19 protein-coding genes and 1 pseudogene are annotated in these 16,192 nt (G+C 71.6%); 8 read left to right on the top strand and 12 right to left on the bottom strand.

What is annotated here, in order from left to right; genetic code table 11:
• Positions 1 to 133: 133 nt before the first annotated feature.
• Positions 134 to 246 (top strand): annotated as a pseudogene (locus ABZ342_RS06990) (IS30 family transposase); the annotation flags it as partial.
• A gap of 72 nt (positions 247 to 318) precedes the next feature.
• Here the strand turns inward: ABZ342_RS06990 and ABZ342_RS06985 are convergent.
• Together ABZ342_RS06985 and ABZ342_RS06980 are read right to left on the bottom strand one after the other, a co-directional pair.
• On the bottom strand, positions 319 to 1,782 hold the full coding sequence (locus ABZ342_RS06985) for a leucyl aminopeptidase (RefSeq protein WP_360469624.1): 1,464 nt from the start codon (positions 1,780 to 1,782) through the stop codon (positions 319 to 321).
• Positions 1,783 to 1,872: 90 nt separating this feature from the next.
• Entirely contained in the window at positions 1,873 to 2,040 is a 168-nt protein-coding gene (locus ABZ342_RS06980; RefSeq protein ID WP_013222969.1) for a DUF3117 domain-containing protein, read from the bottom strand.
• Positions 2,041 to 2,237: 197 nt separating this feature from the next.
• On the opposite strand from ABZ342_RS06980, the gene ABZ342_RS06975 reads away from it, so the two are divergent.
• Positions 2,238 to 3,032 carry an enoyl-CoA hydratase-related protein gene (locus ABZ342_RS06975; RefSeq protein ID WP_360469621.1) on the top strand — a complete coding sequence of 265 codons (795 nt, stop codon included), beginning with the start codon at positions 2,238 to 2,240 and terminating at the stop codon, positions 3,030 to 3,032.
• A gap of 20 nt (positions 3,033 to 3,052) precedes the next feature.
• Here the strand turns inward: ABZ342_RS06975 and ABZ342_RS06970 are convergent, their stop codons facing one another.
• Genes ABZ342_RS06970 through ABZ342_RS06950 form a run of 5 tightly spaced genes read right to left on the bottom strand, consistent with a single transcriptional unit; the run spans position 3,053 to position 5,366 of the window.
• Entirely contained in the window at positions 3,053 to 3,616 is a 564-nt protein-coding gene (locus ABZ342_RS06970; protein ID WP_360469618.1) for a DNA-3-methyladenine glycosylase I, read from the bottom strand.
• On the bottom strand, positions 3,609 to 4,067 hold the full coding sequence (locus tag ABZ342_RS06965) for an SRPBCC family protein (RefSeq protein ID WP_155549188.1): 459 nt from the start codon (positions 4,065 to 4,067) through the stop codon (positions 3,609 to 3,611). The genes ABZ342_RS06970 and ABZ342_RS06965 overlap by 8 nt, the downstream gene beginning before the upstream one ends.
• Complete coding sequence (locus ABZ342_RS06960) at positions 4,064 to 4,387, bottom strand: DivIVA domain-containing protein (protein WP_155549187.1); 324 nt, start codon at positions 4,385 to 4,387, stop codon at positions 4,064 to 4,066. Before ABZ342_RS06960 ends, ABZ342_RS06965 begins: the two co-directional genes overlap by 4 nt.
• Entirely contained in the window at positions 4,384 to 5,052 is a 669-nt protein-coding gene (locus ABZ342_RS06955; RefSeq protein WP_155549186.1) for a permease prefix domain 1-containing protein, read from the bottom strand. The genes ABZ342_RS06960 and ABZ342_RS06955 overlap by 4 nt, the downstream gene beginning before the upstream one ends.
• Positions 5,049 to 5,366: a helix-turn-helix transcriptional regulator gene (locus ABZ342_RS06950; RefSeq protein ID WP_155549185.1), complete on the bottom strand. Its 318-nt coding sequence runs from the start codon at positions 5,364 to 5,366 to the stop codon at positions 5,049 to 5,051. The genes ABZ342_RS06955 and ABZ342_RS06950 overlap by 4 nt, the downstream gene beginning before the upstream one ends.
• Positions 5,367 to 5,426: 60 nt before the next feature.
• On the opposite strand from ABZ342_RS06950, the gene ABZ342_RS06945 reads away from it, so the two are divergent.
• The 4 genes from ABZ342_RS06945 (at position 5,427) to cydC (ending at position 11,174) form a co-directional block, all read left to right on the top strand.
• A complete protein-coding gene (locus ABZ342_RS06945; protein ID WP_360469614.1) occupies positions 5,427 to 6,587 on the top strand; it encodes a cytochrome ubiquinol oxidase subunit I in 1,161 nt (386 codons plus the stop codon).
• 3 nt (positions 6,588 to 6,590) lie between these two features.
• Positions 6,591 to 7,559 carry a cytochrome d ubiquinol oxidase subunit II gene (locus ABZ342_RS06940; RefSeq protein WP_360469611.1) on the top strand — a complete coding sequence of 323 codons (969 nt, stop codon included), beginning with the start codon at positions 6,591 to 6,593 and terminating at the stop codon, positions 7,557 to 7,559.
• A gap of 9 nt (positions 7,560 to 7,568) precedes the next feature.
• Positions 7,569 to 9,128 (top strand): thiol reductant ABC exporter subunit CydD, encoded by a 1,560-nt coding sequence (gene cydD, locus ABZ342_RS06935; protein ID WP_360469609.1) that lies wholly within the window; start codon positions 7,569 to 7,571, stop codon positions 9,126 to 9,128.
• A gap of 453 nt (positions 9,129 to 9,581) precedes the next feature.
• Positions 9,582 to 11,174, top strand: coding sequence for a thiol reductant ABC exporter subunit CydC (gene cydC / locus ABZ342_RS06930; RefSeq protein WP_360469759.1), 1,593 nt, complete (start codon positions 9,582 to 9,584; stop codon positions 11,172 to 11,174).
• Here the strand turns inward: cydC and ABZ342_RS06925 are convergent.
• The gene (locus ABZ342_RS06925; RefSeq protein WP_360469606.1) at positions 11,110 to 12,012 is read right to left on the bottom strand and encodes a glucosyl-3-phosphoglycerate synthase; all 903 of its coding nucleotides are present in this window, start codon (positions 12,010 to 12,012) and stop codon (positions 11,110 to 11,112) included. The two genes, cydC and ABZ342_RS06925, sit on opposite strands and share 65 nt — an antisense overlap.
• A 51-nt stretch (positions 12,013 to 12,063) precedes the next feature.
• Between ABZ342_RS06925 and ABZ342_RS06920 the strand changes: the two genes are divergently transcribed.
• Positions 12,064 to 12,738 (top strand): lysophospholipid acyltransferase family protein, encoded by a 675-nt coding sequence (locus ABZ342_RS06920; RefSeq protein ID WP_360469604.1) that lies wholly within the window; start codon positions 12,064 to 12,066, stop codon positions 12,736 to 12,738.
• Here ABZ342_RS06920 and ABZ342_RS06915 read toward each other — a convergent pair.
• The gene (locus ABZ342_RS06915; protein WP_360469602.1) at positions 12,735 to 13,163 is read right to left on the bottom strand and encodes a peptidase inhibitor family I36 protein; all 429 of its coding nucleotides are present in this window, start codon (positions 13,161 to 13,163) and stop codon (positions 12,735 to 12,737) included. The genes ABZ342_RS06920 and ABZ342_RS06915 overlap by 4 nt on opposite strands.
• 60 nt (positions 13,164 to 13,223) lie before the next feature.
• Positions 13,224 to 13,940, bottom strand: coding sequence for an SDR family oxidoreductase (locus tag ABZ342_RS06910; RefSeq protein WP_360469600.1), 717 nt, complete (start codon positions 13,938 to 13,940; stop codon positions 13,224 to 13,226).
• Positions 13,941 to 14,010: 70 nt separating this feature from the next.
• Here ABZ342_RS06910 and ABZ342_RS06905 point away from each other — a divergent pair, with 70 nt between their 5' ends.
• Positions 14,011 to 14,853: a LysR family transcriptional regulator gene (locus ABZ342_RS06905; RefSeq protein ID WP_360469598.1), complete on the top strand. Its 843-nt coding sequence runs from the start codon at positions 14,011 to 14,013 to the stop codon at positions 14,851 to 14,853.
• On the opposite strand, the gene ABZ342_RS06900 is transcribed toward ABZ342_RS06905, so the two are convergent.
• Both ABZ342_RS06900 and ABZ342_RS06895 read right to left on the bottom strand, forming a co-directional pair.
• On the bottom strand, positions 14,822 to 15,406 hold the full coding sequence (locus tag ABZ342_RS06900) for a TIGR00730 family Rossman fold protein (protein WP_360469596.1): 585 nt from the start codon (positions 15,404 to 15,406) through the stop codon (positions 14,822 to 14,824). The two genes, ABZ342_RS06905 and ABZ342_RS06900, sit on opposite strands and share 32 nt — an antisense overlap.
• On the bottom strand, positions 15,406 to 16,191 hold the full coding sequence (locus ABZ342_RS06895) for a TIGR00730 family Rossman fold protein (RefSeq protein ID WP_155549176.1): 786 nt from the start codon (positions 16,189 to 16,191) through the stop codon (positions 15,406 to 15,408). Before ABZ342_RS06895 ends, ABZ342_RS06900 begins: the two co-directional genes overlap by 1 nt.
• Position 16,192: the final 1 nt, after the last annotated feature.

Raw genomic sequence — 16,192 nt, 5'->3', positions numbered from 1 at the left:
TCGTCGCAGTTCTTGAGCCTGGATGAACGGATCCGGGATCGCTGACGGGTCCGCGAGCCCAGGGTCTCGCTGCGGGTGATCGCGGCGAGCTGGGCCCGGCCGGTGTCGAATCCAGAATCCGGCCGCGCGTGCGGCGGATCAACGGCGGCCGCAGCCACCGACCGGGCGGTGCCCGGGCACCGGGAAAGCGACCTGATCATGGGCACCCGCAACCGCTCCGCGATCGGCACCCGGGTCGAAGGCACCTGTGGATCCCCAGCTCAGCCGCACCAAACCGGGCTCAGACCCGCGACCCAGCTCAGCCGCGCGAAGCCGGGCTCAGGCCAGCGAAGCCGCCAGCTCCACCAAAGTCCGCGCCGCGAAACCCGTCGCCCCCGGGACCACGTCGTCGTAGTTCTTCTCCGACCGCGCCGGTCCCGCGATGTCCAAGTGCGCCCACGGCAGTCCCGCCGTGAACTCCCTCAAGAACAGGGCCGCCGTGATGCCTCCCGGGCCGGCCGGGGTCTGGCGGACGTCGCCGAACTCGCCGCGGACGTTCTCCGCGTAGTCCTCCGTCAGCGGCATGCGCCACCACGCCTCGCCCACGCGCGCGCCCGCCTCCACCACCGAAGCCGCCAGGGCGGAGTCCGTGGCGAACAGGCCGCCCGTGCGCAGCCCCAGGGACACCTTCATCGCGCCCGTCAGCGTGGCCGCGTCCACCACCAGGTCCGGGTTGAAGCGGCGGATCCCGTAGACCAGCGCGTCGGCCAGGACCATGCGGCCCTCCGCGTCCGTGTTGCCGACCTCGGTCGTCTTGCCGCCGTAGTGGCGGACGATGTCGCCCGGCCGGTACGCCGATCCCGACACGTGGTTCTCCGCCGCCGGCACCAGCGCCGTCACCCGGACCGGCAGCTCGAGCGCCGCGATCCCGCGGATCGCCGCGATCACCGCCGCGCCGCCCGCCATGTCCGTGCGCATCAGGTGCATGCCGTCGGCCGGCTTGATCGACAGGCCGCCCGTGTCGAACGTGATGCCCTTGCCCACCAGCAGCAGGTGCTTCGCCGCCCCCGACGGCCTGTACGTCATCTCGATCAGCCGCGGCGGCCGCGACGACCCGCCGCCGACCGCCAGGACGCCGCCGAAGCCCTGCGCCGTCAGCCACTTCTCGTCCCGGATCGCCACCTCGACGCGCGGGCCGGCCACCCGGGCCGCCGTGTCCGCGAGCCAGGCCGGCGTCTTGATGTTGGACGGCGTGTTCGCGAGGTCGCGCGTCAGCGCCGTCGACGCCGCCAGCACCGACGCCCGCGAGACCAGCTCGGTGAAAGTGGGGACCGCCCGGTCGTGCGCCACCAGCCGCACCGTGCGGACGGACGGCGCAGCATCCTCGCCCGTCACCTTGAACTTGTAGCCCCCGAGCAGCAGCCCCAGCGCCAGCTCCGTCACGTGCTCGCCGGAAGCCTCCTCCGGCAGCACCAGCTGCACCGCGCGGAACGCCTTGCCGCCGTGGTCGACGTCGTCCGCAAGGCCCGCGTTCACCGCGCGGACCAGCGCCGCGCCCGCCTTCCGATATTGCTTCGGCTCGCCGTTGCCCAGACCCGCGATCCAGCGGGCCTCCCCGGCGGGGACCGTCTGCACGTCGCCCGCCTTGCCGGTGATCCGGACACCGCCGATCTCCAGCGGCTCGGACTCGACGTCGTCGGCGGGGGCCGTCACCAGCCGGGCGACCGGGGCGCCGCGACGGAGGTCGCCCGCCACCTCGATGTCGAGCAGACTGGTCGGAACGGGGGGTAGCGGATTACGCACAGTGAGCAACCTTCGGGCGCAGAGGAACCGCGACCCCGGCCTCCGAAGGGAGACCGGGGTGCGACGGAAGGACGGTTCGAGGGGGTCGGCTCAGCCGGTGACCTCCGCCAAAGCGGCGCCGAGGTCCTTCGCTTCTTCCGCGGAAAGTTCGACGACGAGTCGCCCACCGCCCTCGAGCGGTACGCGCATCACGAGGCCCCGCCCCTCCTTAGTCACTTCGAGGGGACCATCTCCGGTCCGGGGCTTCATGGCCGCCATAGCGTGCTCCCTCCGTCTCAACCGGCGCGCCCGGGTCGCGCTCGCGTGAAAGCCAGCCGGGTCTGGTGTCCATTGTCCCTCATCAGCGGCCGGGCGCATCAGCGGACCGATCTTTTGCCGCCGTATCGGTGCTGGTATGCGGCTCGCGCGGGGTGGAAGACTGTCGGACGACCGATGTTTCCGCGCAAGGAGAAGACGTGACCACATCCGACGTCCTGCTGTCCGCCGACGCCGACGGGGTGCGCACCCTCACGCTCAACCGGCCGCAGGCGTACAACTCGCTGACCGTCGAGCTGAAGGAAGCACTGCTCGCGGCGCTGCGCGAGGCGTCCGGCGATGCAGCCGTCCGCGCGGTCGTGCTGACCGGTTCCGGCAAGGCGTTCTGCGCCGGCCAGGATTTGAAGGAGCACGTGGGACTGCTCCAGGCGGGTGACCCCGCCCCGCTACACACGGTGAAGGAGCACTACAACCCGATCGTCCAGGCGATCGTGTCGATGGAGAAGCCGGTGATCGCGGCGATCAACGGCACCGCCGCGGGCGCCGGGGCGGCGTTCGCCTACGCCAGTGACCTGCGGATCGCCGCCGAGTCGTCGTCGTTCCTGATGGCCTTCGCCAACGTCGGGCTCGGCCCGGACTCCGGTGCGTCCTGGACACTGCAGCGGCTGGTCGGCTACGGGCGCGCGGCCGAGCTGATGCTGCTGGCCCGGACCGTCGACGCCGCCGAAGCGCTGCGGCTCGGCCTGGTCGGTGAGGTCGTGCCGGACGAGGAACTGCCCGCCCGCGCCCAGAAGATCGCGGCGAAGCTGGCGAACGGGCCGACCGTGGCCTACGCGAAGATCAAGGGCGTGCTCAACCTGGCCGCGCAGTCGACGTTCGACGAGGCGCTCGCCGCCGAGGACGCCGCCCAGACCGCGCTCGGCGCGACCGCCGACCACACCGAGGCCGTCGAAGCCTTCGTCGGCAAGCGCAAGCCGAACTTCCAGGGCAAGTAGACGTCGGGGCGCTTCCGGGCTCAGGCCGCCCGGAAGCAGCCCTTGACGTGGTCGTCGACCATGCCGGTGGCCTGCATCAGCGCGTAGCAGGTCGTCGGGCCGAGGAAGACGAAGCCGCGCTTCTTCAGCTCCTTGGCCATCGCCTTGGACTCGTCGGTGATGGCCGGGACGTCCGCCATCGTCTTCGGGCGCTTGTGTGACGAGGGCGCGAACGACCACAGCAGGTCGTCCAACGGGGTGTCCAGGGAAGCGATCGCCCGAGCGTTGTTGATCGCGGCCAGGATCTTCGCCCGGTTCCGCACGATCGACGCGTCCTGCATCAGCCGCTCGACGTCGGCGTCGCCGAACTTGGCCACCTTCGCCGGCTTGAACTGCTTGAACGCCTTCCGGAAGCCGTCCCGCTTGCGCAGGATCGTGATCCACGAAAGCCCCGACTGGAACGACTCGAGGCACAGCCGCTCGTACAGCTCGTCCTGCCCGTGGAGCGGCGTGCCCCACTCTTCGTCGTGGTACGACGCGTAGTCCGGGGTCGAATTTCCCCAGCTGCACCGCGCGACGCCGTCGGCGCCGAGAAGCTCACTCATCCCCACCCACCGAATAGTCCTCCGCGAACCGCGCGAACCGCCGCAGCGACTGGCGCACCCCCAGCGCGAACGCCGGCCGCACCACCGGCCAGCCGAGCCGGCCCAAGGGCCCGAACGGCAGCCGCAGGTGCTCGGCCCAGACGAACGTCGAGTGCGTCGCGCCCTTGGGCACCACCTGGAACACGCCCGTGCCCTGCACGAAGCTGCCGAGGTGGCGGACCCCGCACCGCACCGGCGGCTCCCAGCTGGTGATCTCCATCGTGTCGGTGAAGCCGACCCCGGCGACGCCGGTGAACGCCGACAGCCGCGACCCGACGCTGCGGCCGTTACCCTCGACGACTTCGACCTCGGTGCCGAGCATCCACTCGCCCTGGCGCGTCCAGTCCGTCAGCGCGAGCCAGGTCGTCCCGGCCGGCGCGCGGACGTCGACCGACAGGATCAGGTCCGTCACTGGGCGCCTTCGGGCGAGCTCTCCCGCTCGTGTTCGCGCTGCTCCAGCTCGGCGACCCGGGTGCGCAGCTCGTCGAGCTCGACGCCGAGGCGTCGCATCACCCAGTCCACTTCGGACATCTTGTAGCCGCGCAGGACCTGCTGGAAGCGGACCTCCCGCAGGTCTTCGCCGGTGATGTCCTCGGCGGGCAGCCGCGTCGGCGAGCTGCCCGGCGGCAGCGGGGCGAGCTCCTCACCCCGGCCGAAGACCACGGCGGCGAGCAGGAACACCACGGCGGCCACCAGCAGCATGACTACGAGGTAGATCAGCGCGGTCGTCACGCGACGATCGTGGCATACCCACCCCAGGATCGTCTCGCGAGCACGACGAGCCGGAGCGAAAGCAGCACCCACGCGACCATCAACAGGACGCACGGGACGCTCAGGAACAGTCTCGAGACGTCGACCAAGCCGGTCGAGCCGATGACCAGCCCGACCGAGGCGAGGTTGATGCCGACGGCCAGCGCGATCAGGACGCCGCAGAACCGGGCGAGCCGGACGGCGTCGAGGCGGCGGCTGAGCCAGCGGGTGCCGAGCAGGGCGATCAGGCCGATCACCGGCACCACGAAGACGGCGCCGTGGGTGGCGTGGGCGATCACCTTGTACCACTCCGGCGTGGGCGTCGACAGCTTCGTCCACTCGCCGAAGGTGAGGATCCGGGCGTAGTCCCAGGAGGCCTGCATCAGCGGGACGCCGATGACGAGCTTCCACAGCGTCCGGACGCCGCTGAGCATGCCGAGCTCGGCCTGGTAGTCGCGGGCGACGACGGCCGCCGGGCCGAAGTCGGCGACCGCGCGGCGCTCGGCGTCCTCGTCGCTCCAGCCGCCCGCGCGGTAGGCGTCGGCGGCGTCGTGCAGCCCGTCGCGGGCCTCTTCGAGGAGGTCGGCCTTGAACCTGCCGCAGCCGTGCAGCCGCTGGTCGAGGTCCCCCAGGTACTCGTCGATCATGCGCCCAGCACTCCCCCGATGACCGTGGTGAACTCCCGCCACTCGGTGCGTTCGGCGGCCAGGGCCTGCTCGCCGGAGCGGGTGAGGCGGTAGGTGCGGCGCTTGCGGCCGGAGACGACGTCCCATTCGCTGCTCAGCCAGCCGGCCCGCTCGAGCCGGCGCAGCGCCGGGTAGACGGTGCCGGTGGGCAGGTCGAGCGCGCCGTCGCTGCGCAGCTGGAGCGCCTCGATGATCGCGTAGCCGTGGAGCTTCCGGCCGTCGAGCACGGCCAGCAGCAGCGCGTCGAGGTGGCCGCGCAGGGTGTCCGCCTTCATGAGTACGCAGTCTACACGTCGCCTTGCTACATGTAGCCAGTCTATGTGTAGCCTGGCTACATGAACGCCCTCCCGGTCGCGAGACTCCAGTTCGCGACGACGACTTCGTTCCACTTCCTGTTCGTGCTGCTCACACTGGGGTTGGTCACGTTGGTGGCCGTGATGCAGACGCGCTGGACGCTCGGCGGCAAGCCCGAGCTGCTGCGGATGACGCGCTTCTGGGGCCGCCTCTACGTCATCAACTACGCGCTGGGGATCGTCACCGGCATCGTGATGGAGTTCCAGTTCGGGCTGACCTGGACCGGGCTGTCCGCTTTCGCCGGTGACGTCTTCGGCGCGCCACTGGCCATCGAGACGCTGGTCGCGTTCTTCCTCGAGTCGACCTTCCTCGGCCTGTGGATCTTCGGCTTCGGGCGGATGGGCAAGTGGCTGCACCTGGCGCTGATCTGGCTGGTCACGCTGACCGCGTACGCGTCGGCGCTGTTCATCATGCTGGCCAACTCGTTCCTGCAGAACCCGGTCGGCAGCCGGCTCGAGGGCGGCACGCTGCACCTCGACGACTTCGGTGCGCTGTTCTCGAACCCGGCGCTGGCCGCGTCGCTGCCGCACGTGCTCAGCGCCGCGCTGGTGACCGGCGGGTTCTTCGTCGTCGGCGTCAGCGCGTGGCACTTCCTCAAGCGCACCACCGAAGTCGAGTTCTTCCGCCGCTCGATGCGGATCGGCGTCGTCGCGGCGCTCGTCGGTTCGATCTTCGTCGTCAACCAGGGCTTCGCGCAGTTCGGCCAGCTGAAGATGTACCAGCCGGACAAGCTGGACGAGAGCGTGGTCGGCATGCCGCTGGGCGCGATGATCGGGCTCGGGTTCCTCATGTTCGTCTGCGCGATCCTCGGCACGCTGCTGCTGGTCCGGAACTGGCTCACCCGGGCGCGGTTCCTGCACTACCTGATGGTCGCGGCGATCCCGTTGCCCTTCCTCGCGGCGATCATGGGGTGGCTGGTGCGCGAGCTCGGCCGTCAGCCGTGGCTGGTCTGGGGGAAGCTGCGCACCGCGGACGCGATCGCGGACGTCCCCGCCGGCCAGATCCTCTTCTCCTTCATCGCCTTTTCCCTGCTGTTCGCCGCGCTCGCGGTCGCCGACTGGGTGCTCATGGCGCGGGTCGCCAAGCGCGGCCCGGAGCCGGTGGACGAGCCCGCCGAGCTGCCCGTCCTGAGCGGAGTCTGAGCGATGGCGACCTTCTTCTGGTGCCTGCTGGGCCTGCTGACCTGCGGCTACTTCGCACTCGCCGGCTACGACTACGGCGTCGGCATGCTGCTGCCCGCGTTCGAAGCCGACGAGCGGCGGCGACGGCAGACGCTCGGCGCGCTCGGGCCGTTCTTCCTGGCCAACGAGGTGTGGCTGGTGGCCGCGGTCGGCCTGCTGTTCGGCGCGTTCCCGCACCTGGAGGGCAAGGTGTTCGCCGGGGCGTACGTGCTGGTCGTGACGCTACTGCTCGGCCTGGTCACGTTCACGGCGTCGATGCAGCTGCGCAGCCGCCGCCCGGACGCGCGGCGCGGCGCCTGGACGGCGGGCATCGTCGGCGGCGCGCTGGTCACCGCGCTGTCGTGGGGCCTGTTCCTCGGCAACCTGGTGCTCGGCCTGCCACCGACCGACGACGTCTTGGCGTTCTTCAGCCCGTACGCGGCGCTGTGGGGGCTCGGGTTCGTCGCGTTGTTCTGCTTGCAGGGGGCGACGTTCCTCGCGGTGCGCGCGCCGGCGGAGCTGACCGGCCGCGCGGTGCGGCTGGCGCGTGCCTTCTCGGCGCCGGTGCTCGCTTTCCTCGTGATCGCCACGGGGTGGGGGTTCTTCACCCTTTCCGGAGTTACCGCGCTCGGCGTCGGCGTGGTCGTGCTGGCGTTCCTGGCCCTCGCCGTTTCGCGGCTGGGGCTGGCTTCGCGGCGGCATCGGGTGGCGCTCGTCGCGTCGATGGTGCTGTCGGCCTGCCCGGCGCTGCTCGCGGGCACGCTGCGGTTCCCGACGGTGCTGGTTTCCCCGACGTCCACGCTGACCGTCGAGGAGGCGGCGACGGCGTCCGGCACGTTCGCGGTGCTGGCCTGGTTCGCCGTGCCGGCGGTGGTGGTGCTCCTGGTGGTGCAGTGGCTGACCTGGCGCGCGCACCGGCATCCCCTCGACCAGCGCTCGCTGCTGCACTTCTAGGGGGTTTCGGTGCCTGCTCTGCCCGGACTCCGGCGGTACCTGGTCGTGCTGGCCGTGCTCGGAGTGCTCTCGGCGATCCTGGTTCTGATCCAGGCCGAAGGGCTGGCCACGCTGCTCACCGGCGGTGGCGTGACGGTCTTCTTGGTCGTGGCTGTCGCTTCGCGGGTCTTGGTGACCTGGGGTCACGGCGTCCTCGGTGGACGGTTCGCGGCCACGGTCCGCGCCGGCCTGCGGCGCCGGCTGCTCGGCTCGGCGTCCGAGCGCGCCGGCGTCGTCGCCACGCAGATCACGCGGGGTGTCGACGCGACGGACAGCTACCTGACCGGGTACCTGCCGACGCTGGTCGTCTCGGCGGTGGTGCCGATCGCGGTGATCGTGCGGCTGTTCACGACGGACGTCGTGTCGGCGCTGGTGGTGACGGCGACGCTGCCGCTGATCCCGGTGTTCGCGATCCTGGTCGGCAAGCACACGGCGGCGCGCACGGTGCGGCAGTGGTCGTCGCTGACGAAGCTGGGCGGGCACTTCCTCGACGTCGTCCGCGGGCTGGAGACCCTTCGGCTGTTCGGCCGGGCGTCGGCGCAGGCGTCGACGGTCCGGGCGATGGCTTCCGCCCACGCCGACGCGACGGTGAAGACGCTGCGAGTGGCGTTCCTGTCGTCGCTGGTGCTGGAGCTGGTCGCGACGATGTCGGTGGCCCTGGTCGCGGTCCCGATCGGGTTCCGGCTGCTGTCCGGCAGCCTCGACGCGCGGACGGCGTTGCTGGTGTTGGTCCTGGCGCCGGAGGCGTACCTGCCGTTGCGGGCGGCGGGCGCGAAGTTCCACGCGGCGGCGGAGGGGTTGACGGCGTTGCGGGAGGCGCTCGCGGTGCCGGTGGTCTCGTCGCGCTCGGCTGTCTTCACTCGACGGCGAGGTGCGCCTTCGGTCGCCTTCGAGCGGGTGTCCGTTTCCTACGACGGGGTTCCCGCTCTGTCCGAAGTGGACTTTTCGGTGCCCGCCGGTTCACGGGTGGCTCTGGCCGGGCCCAGCGGGTCGGGGAAGAGCACCGTGCTGGCCGTCTTGCTGGGGTTCGTGACGCCATCTTCGGGGCGGGTGCTCGTGGACGGCGTGGACCTGCGTTCGTTGTCTCCTTCGGACTGGCTGGCCGACGTGGCCTGGGTCCCGCAGCGGCCGACGCTGTTCCGGGGATCGTTGGCGTCGAACATCTCGCTGGGCACATCGACCGACTTCTCGGCGGCAGCCCGGGCGGCTTCGTTGGACTCGGTGGCTGCCGGCTTGCCTGGCGGGTTCTCCACTGCGGTGGGCGAGCTGGGTGAGGTGCTGTCGGCGGGCCAGCGGCAGCGGGTGGGGCTGGCCCGGGCGTTGGCGCGGACTTCGGCCGGGCTGGTGCTGCTGGACGAGCCGACCGCCCGGCTGGATTCCCGCACGGAGGCGGCGGTGCTGTCGGCGACGCGGCGGTTGTTGCCGGGGCGGACTGCGGTGCTGGTCGCGCACCGGCCGGCGATGGTCTCGCTGGCGGACCGGGTGATCGAGCTGCGGGGTGGCCGGGTGTGCTCGGAGGTGGCGGCGTGATGGGCACGCGAGCGGACGGTGGCCGCCTATCGACCCGCGGGCGTTCGGAGCGGGGGTGGGTCGCGACCTGCGCGACGCCCGGGTGCGCGGAGATGACGGCCTGATGGGCATGCAAGCGAACGACGGCGGTCACCCACCGACCCACGACAGCCGGACTGTCGGAACGGATGGTCGAGCTGTGAAGTGGCCGGGTGTGCACAGAGGTGGCGGGGTGGTGGGTACACGCGAGCGGAGGGCGACGGTCACCCACCGCCGAACGACGACCGGACTGTCGGAACAGATGGTCAAGCTGCGAGGTGGCCGGGTGTGCACAGAGGTGACGGAGTGATGAGTTTGTCAACTTTTCTGTCCACAGGAGGTCAGTTGTCCACAGATCGCCGAGCGGCCCCTTTTTGCACCCCGGCGCCAGTAGGCTGGGATCGGGGACGCCCCCCGGGATGGGTGGGGGCTGCTCTGGAGGTCTGGGCCCTGTCCCCCAAAGACATCCTCCGGCTTCTCCGCGCCGCCCTCCTCGGTGCCGGTGCCGAACTCGCCGCCCTCGCGCTCATGGCCACCGCCGCGTGGCTGCTCCTCCGCGCCGCCGAACAGCCTCCGCTCGGTGCCCTGACCGTCGCCATCGTCGGCGTCCGGACCCTCGCGCTCCTGCGCGGTGGCCTTCGGTACGCCGAACGGCTCGCCGGGCACGAAGTCGTCCTGCGGTGGCTCGGCGCCCTCCGGACCCGCGTCTACCAGGCACTCATCCCCGGCTCACGGTTCTCCGGCGGCGACCTCGTCACGCGGCTTGTGTCCGATGTGGACGCTCTGCAGGACGCCGTTCTGCGGTGGCTGCTGCCCTCCGGCGTTGCTGCGCTCGTCGGGACCGCCGCCGTCGCGGTCACGCTGACCGCCTCCGTGTCCGCCGCCGTCGCGCTCGCGGGCGGGCTGGCCGTCGCCGGGGTGCTGCTGCCGTGGCTGGTCGTCCGGATCACCCGACGGGCCGCTCAGGACGACGCTCCGAAACGGGCCGAACTTGCCGAACGGGCCGTGGAACTCGTCACCGGGCACCGGGAACTCGTGGCCGCCGGTGCCCTCGACGAACACCTCGCCGGGGCGACCGGCGTTGTCGACGAAATCGCCGTGAGTGACCGAACCGCGTCGGGAAAGACCGCCGCGCTCACCGCCGCCGGGGTGCTCGTCCAGCTGGTCACCACCGCTGCCGTCGCACTGCTCTGCCACGCCTCCGTGCCGTGGACCGCCGCGCTCACCCTGGGCGCCATGACCGCCTTCGAAGTCGTCCTGCCGCTCGTCGGCGCCGCCCGCCGCGTTCCCGAGATCCGCGCGTCGGCCGCCCGAGTGAAGGACGTGCTGACCGGACCCGCCGGGCCACAGCGCACCCGGGAAGTCCACAATGGACACATTGAACTCCGGAAAGCCGGTGTCCGGTACCCGGGCCGGGCGCCCGCGCTGAGGGACGTCGACCTCGACCTCCCGCCCGGCAAGCGCGTCGGGATCCTGGGCCCCAGCGGCGCCGGCAAGACGACCCTGCTCCGGCTCCTCCTCGGCCTCGAAACCCCCACGGACGGTCAAGTCCTCCTCGACGGCCACCCGCTCGCCGAGTACGCCGACCTGCCCCAACTCGCCTCCGCGGCACTCGCCGACGCCCACGTCTTCCACACGACCGTCCGCGAAAACCTCCTGATCGCGAAGCCCGACGCCACCGACGAAGAGCTGCGGGAAGCCTGCGCGACCGCGGATTTCGACCTGGATCTGGACCGCGACACCGGCCCGGACGGCGACGCGCTCTCCGGCGGTCAACGTCAGCGGCTGATCCTCGCGCGCGCGGTCCTGGCCGCGCCGAAGGTCCTCGTGCTCGACGAGCCGGTCGAGGGCCTCGACCCCGCCCACGGCGACGCCGTCCTGAAGAACGTCCTCGCGCACGCGAAAGGCACCGTCGTCCTCGTGACGCACCGCCCCGAGCACCTCGAAGGCTTCGACCAGGTCCTCACCCTCGAGGACGGGCGAGCACTTCCCGCATCGGCGGCCGGTCCGCGACCCGGATCTCGGTGACGTCCGGCAGCCACTCCTCGTCGACCTGCACGAACTGCGTGAGCGGCGCGTCGGCGGCCGGGATCCCGCAGCGCGCCAGCGCCGTGCCCAGGATCTGCCGGGACATCGCGCCCAGCTGCAGCAGTGACCGGTTCCGGTGCTTGCGGACGCCGAGGTTGACCTGCGCGAGCCCGTCGAGGCCGTAGCGCGCCTCCGCGTCGAGCAGCAGCCCGATCTCGACGCCGTACCCGGCGGCGAACGGCACCGACTCCAGGAACTCGCGCGTGCCCGCGTACTCGCCCCCGAGGGGCTGGATCAGCCCGCCGAGCGACGGGCGCAACGCCGAGAGCACCGGCCGCGCCAGCAGCTCGGTGACGCGGCCGCCGCCGCTGCTCTCCAGTCGCAGCGGACGGCGGTAGAAGCCCTTCACCAGGTGGACGCCGTTTTCGGAGACCAGTGGCCCGAGCAGCGACGGCACGAACGCCGGGTCCGGGTCGACGAGGTCGGAGTCGAGGAACACGACGAAGTCGCCGCTGGTCGCGGCCAGCGAACGCCACAGCACCTCGCCCTTGCCGGGCACCGGCGGCAGGTCCGGCAGGACGTCCTCGCGGCGGACGACCCGCGCGCCGGCGGCCTCGGCGGTTTGCGCGGTCGCGTCCGTGGAACCCGAATCCATGACGACCAGCTCGTCGACGACGCTGCCGACCAGCGGACGCACGGACGCGACGACGTCGCCCACCGTCCGCTCTTCGTCCAGCGCCGGTAGCACGACCGAAACCGTCCGGTCACCCTTCGCGGTCACGATGTCCTCGGGCGTCCACCCGGGCTCCTGCCACGTACGCCGCTCGAACCAACTCACGAGTAACGATCGTGCCATGCTGGGGTCACCGCACCCGAGGAGGAGGACCACTTGATCGCGCTGCTTGTCCGGTTCGTGCTGGGACCGCTGGCCAGGGCGGTGTACCGGCCGGAGGTGCACGGCGTCGAAAACGTGCCCGCCACGGGCCCGGTGATCTTGGCGGCCAACCACCGGGCCGCGCTCGACACCGGCGTGATCACGTTCGCGACGCCGCGGCAGGTCAAGTTCCTCGGCAAGGCCGAGTACTTCACCGGCAAGGGCGTCCGGGGCAAGCTGATGGCCGGGTTCGTCGGCGGGCTCGGCTACATCCCGGTCGAGCGCGGCAACGCCCAAGCCGGGCTGGCCGCCCTCGAAGCGGCGCGCAAGGTGCTCGACGCGGGAGGCGTGTTCGCGATCTACCCCGAGGGCACGCGTTCCCTGGACGGCCGGCTGCACCGCGGCCACACCGGCGTCGCGGCGCTGGCCCTCGCGACCGGCGCGAAGGTGGTGCCGGTCGCGCTGACCGGCACCGAAAAGCTCCAGCCCGCGGGGAAGCGGATCCCCCGCCCGGCCAAGATCGCCATCACGTTCGGCAAGCCCCTGGACTTCTCGCGCTACGAGGGCCAGGACTACTCGCCGGCGATCCGCCGGTCGGTCACCGACGAGGTGATGTACCAGATCCTGGAGATCTCGGGGCAGGAGTACGTGGACACCTACCACAAGCGGCCGAGCGAGGGCGTCGCCTAGTTCGCGATCCAGATGAGCGAACTGGTGATCTTCGCGAAGTCGTACTTCGGCGCCAGCGGACCTCGCCAGTCGCGGCCGATCAGCAGCTTGCGACCCGCCTGGTAGTAGTTGTAGCCGATGTTCTCGTACAAGGCCCAGACGTAGTTCGTGCGGTTGTACGCGTACTGGAACTCGTCGTTGAACACGTAGCCGTTGATCGCCTTGGTCAGGTCGGACGAGCCGTCCTGGAAGCGGGCCCAGTGGCCGGTCGCGTCGGCGTTCTCCCAGGCGCAGAACCACCCGGCCGGGCAGTCCTGCCACGAACTGACCGTCGCATAGCCGCTGGTCTCCGCCGAAGCGGGCGCGGCGGCGAGGGTCAAGGCCGCCACGGGGGCCAGCAGGACGGCCGTCAGCCGCCGGACCGCGCGCTTGCTCGACTCGATCATGGTGGGTTCCTCCCCTTCGGTTCACCCACCACGCGCGGACCGGCCCGCCGGTTTAGGCCGTCACCACGGCACCGGGCCCTCGTCGTCGACAAAAGTGCCCGTCGGGCCGTCCGCTCCGATCGTCGCCATCCGGACCGCCGCCACCGCGCCCTGCGCCGGGGTCCGGAACCCCGAGTGGCCGTTCAGGTCCGTCGCGCAGTAGCCCGGGCAGACCGCGTTGACCAGGATGCCGTCGCCGCGCAGCTCCCTCGCGTACTGCAAGGTCAGCGACGTCAACGCCGTCTTCGACGGGGTGTAGCCCGCCGAGATCGGCAGCTCGACGGCCGGATCGGCGTTGCGGGTCAGGGACGCGGCGCTGCTGGAGACGTTGACGATGCGCGGCGCGGCCGACCGGCGCAGCAGCGGCAGCAGCGCGTTCGTGACCGTGATGACGCCGAAGAAGTTCGTCTCGAAGATCGTGCGCAGCGTGCCCAGGTGGGCCGTGCTGGGGGTCTGGTGGGCCAGGTCGGTGCCCGGTGGGCGGGCGATGGCGGCGTTGTTGACCAGCACGTCGAGCCGGCCGTAGCGCTCCTCGAGAGCCGACGCCGCCGCGACGACCGAAGCGGGGTCGGTGACGTCGAGAACCACCGAGTCCGCGCCCAGCTCCGCGGCCGCCTTCTCGCCCAGTTCCGCGCTGCGGGCGCCGATGACGACGGTGTGCCCGAGGGCGGCGAGCTGCGCGGCGATCTCGCGGCCGATGCCCTTGTTCGCGCCGGTGACCAAAGTGATTTCGTCCATGGCTCCAGCACACCAGCGAGCCGCCCACGCGAGCCAACACCGATGCCGCATCGGCCGATACTCTGGCGGTATGGAGACGCGGGAGCTCGCGTATTTCGTGGCCGTCGCCGAGGAGCTGCACTTCGGCCGCGCCGCGCAGCGCCTCGGCATGGCGCAGCCGCCGCTGTCGCGCGCCATCCAGCAGCTCGAACGCCGCATGGGCGTGCCGCTGCTGAACCGCACGAGCCGCGGCGTGAGCCTGACGCCCGCGGGCGCGGTTTTCCTTGCGGAGAGCCGCAAAGCGCTCGACGCGGTGGACGCCGCGGTGCGCCGGGCGCAGCGCGCGGGGCAGGAGGTGCCGAAGCTGCTCGTGGCGATGAAGCCCGACGGCGACGCCGGCCTGCTCGAGCGGATCCTCCCCGGGTACCGCGCCGACCCGGACGCGATCGAGGTCGAGGTCGTCGTGGGCGGGGTCGGCGAGCAGTCCCGCATGCTGCGCGACGGCCGCGTCGACCTGGCGTTCCTGCACGGCCCGCACGACGACTCCGTCGGGTTCGACACCGAGCTGCTGCTGGAGCAGGACCAGGTGGCGATGCTCGCGCGCGGGCACCGCCTGGCCGACCGGTCGGCGCTGGTGCTCGCCGACCTGGACGGCGAGCCGCTCCCCCGGTGGCCCGGCAGCGACGTGCGCGGGCCCGAGGTGCGGGACGCGGGGCAGCTGCTCCAGCTCGTGGCGCTGGGCCAGGTCGTCGCGGTGGTCCCGGAGTCGGCCCGCCGCCACGTGCGCGCGGACGTCGTGTGCCTGCCGGTGCTCGACGCGCCCCGGACGTCGGTGCTGCTGGCGTGGCCCGACCGGACGCGCTCGCGGGCGGTGGCCGCGTTCGTCCGGGCGAGCACCGACGTCAGATCCCCGGCGGCTCCGTCGCCCACTTAGGCGGCGCGGGCGGCTCGTACGTCGCGAACCGGTCGAGCAGCACCGCCGGGTCGGAGTCGGTCATCAGCAGCTGCCGGTACTCCGGCTTGACGAACCCCTCGGTCACCATGTGGTCGGCGAACGCCACCAGCGGCCCGTAGTACCCGTCGACGTCGACCAGGCCGATCGGCTTGCCGTGCAGGCCGAGCTGGGCCCACGTCCAGACCTCGAACAGCTCCTCCAGCGTCCCGGCGCCGCCCGGCAGCGCGAGGAAGCCGTCGGACAGGGCCGCCATCTTGGCCTTGCGCTCGTGCATGTCCTTCACGACGTGCAGCTCGGACAGCCCGGCGTGCGAAATCTCGACGCTCGAGAGCGCCTCCGGGATCACGCCGATCACCTCGCCGCCCGCGGCCAGCGCCGCGTCGGCGACCACGCCCATCGTGCCGACGCTCGCGCCGCCGTAGACCAGGCCGATGCCGCGCTGGGCCAGGAGCTTGCCCAGCGCCGCCGCCTGCTCGGCGTAGCGCGGCGAGAACCCCATCGACGAGCCGCAGAAGACACAGATCCGGCTCATCAGTGGGTGTCCTCCCAGGCCTGGTAGGACTCCTGCACGACGCGGACGGCGTCGTCGATGTCGTCGGTGACGTGCAGCAGGTCCAGGTCGTGCGGGCTGACCTTGCCCTCGGCCTGCACGGTCTTGGCGATCCAGTCGTAGAGCCCGCCCCAGTAGTCGCTGCCGAACAGCACGACCGGGAACTTCGTGACCTTCTTGGTCTGCACCAGCGTCAGCGCCTCGAACAGCTCGTCGAGCGTGCCGAAGCCGCCGGGCAGGCAGATGAAGGCCTGCGAATACTTGATGAACATCGTCTTCCGGGCGAAGAAGTACCGGAAGTTGACGCCGAGGTCGACCCACGGGTTCAGGCCCTGCTCGAACGGCAGCTCGATGCCCAGCCCGACGGAGAAGCCGCCGGCCTCGGCCGCGCCGCGGTTGACGGCCTCCATCGCGCCCGGGCCGCCACCGGTCATCACGGCGAACCCGGCGTCGGCCAGCGCCGCGCCGATCTTGCGGCCGAGCTCGTACTCCGGGTGGTCGCGCTTGGTGCGGGCCGAACCGAACACCGTGACCGCGCGCGGGACCTCGGCGAGCGCGCCGAAGCCTTCGACGAACTCGGCCTGGATGCGCAGCACGCGCCACGGGTCGGTGTGCACCCAGTCGCTCGGGCCGCGCGCGTCCAGGAGCCGCTGGTCGGTGGTGCTGCCCTGGTCGCGGCGGTCGCGGCGCAGCACGACCGGGCCCTTGTGGCGCTCTACCGGGCGTTCGGGGTACTGGCCGTCCGGCCATTCAGACTGTTCGCTCACT

The sequence above is a fragment of the Amycolatopsis sp. NPDC005961 genome (genome assembly GCF_040629235.1).
GTDB classification, from domain to species: Bacteria; Actinomycetota; Actinomycetes; order Mycobacteriales; family Pseudonocardiaceae; genus Amycolatopsis; species Amycolatopsis camponoti.
The sequence above is the reverse complement of the archived record's forward strand: the minus strand, read 5'-3'. Positions and strand labels throughout refer to the sequence as shown.